A 782-nucleotide genomic window follows, 5' to 3' on the forward strand; every position below is an offset into this window, starting at 1 on the left:
ATAACTATAGAATCAAATCGAAATCCGCGTGAAAGGCACGCCGTTTTCAACGATGTAATGAGCTCACTTTTAGGGCGCAAGATTATATACCCAAACAACCTTAAGATGCTAGGTGCAGCGAGAATGCCTGGGATTGCAGGCAAGGCTACGATTTTAAGAACAAGCGACTCTCGACTAAAAGTCTTTAATAAAAAAGCGAGCACTCTGCTCGCTTTTTATCTTCTGAACTATTTATAGACGCGCTTTGTTATTGAATAACGGGCACTTCTTCACTGTATAAAGGTTCACCTTGCATGATACTGATTTCAACACGACGGTTAAGTGCGCGGTTTTCATCAGAATCATTCGGCACCAAAGGCTCGGTATCCGCCATACCTCGCACACGAAGACGCTGATGCGAGAAACCTCTGACCTTTTCCATCTCTTGAGCGACCGACACCGCACGCTGCGATGACAAGTCCCAATTCGAGCGATACAGCTCAGAATCCAAACGCTGATTGTCCGTGTGACCAGAGATTCGGACAATACCTGGCACATCTTTCACTAGCTCAGCAATCTGTCGCACTAATGGTCTGAACTTCGGTTGCAGGAATGCAGAACCTTCTGGGAATGCGCCTTTCTCTCGCATTCGTATAACGATTTGCTGACCGAGGTTCTCCACTTCAATCGCGCCTTGTTCGATTTCACGTTCGAGCGCCTTCTTGATGCTCTCCATCAAGGTTTCCATCTCTTGTGACATCTCTTCAGACTGCTGCTGTTGCATGTCTGACTCTGCGGACTGA

The 782-nt window shown here is 46.9% G+C and carries 2 protein-coding genes; one reads left to right on the plus strand and one right to left on the minus strand.

Annotated features, from left to right (window positions below):
• On the plus strand, positions 1-237 hold a 237-nt coding region (locus tag R7O13_RS26155; protein WP_318305113.1), incomplete at its 5' end, for a hypothetical protein.
• 10 nt (positions 238-247) lie between these two features.
• Here the strand turns inward: R7O13_RS26155 and R7O13_RS26160 are convergent.
• Positions 248-782: MotB family protein (locus R7O13_RS26160; RefSeq protein WP_318305114.1), on the minus strand; the 535-nt coding region annotated here is incomplete at its 5' end.

This window comes from Vibrio sp. Y176 (assembly GCF_033438945.1).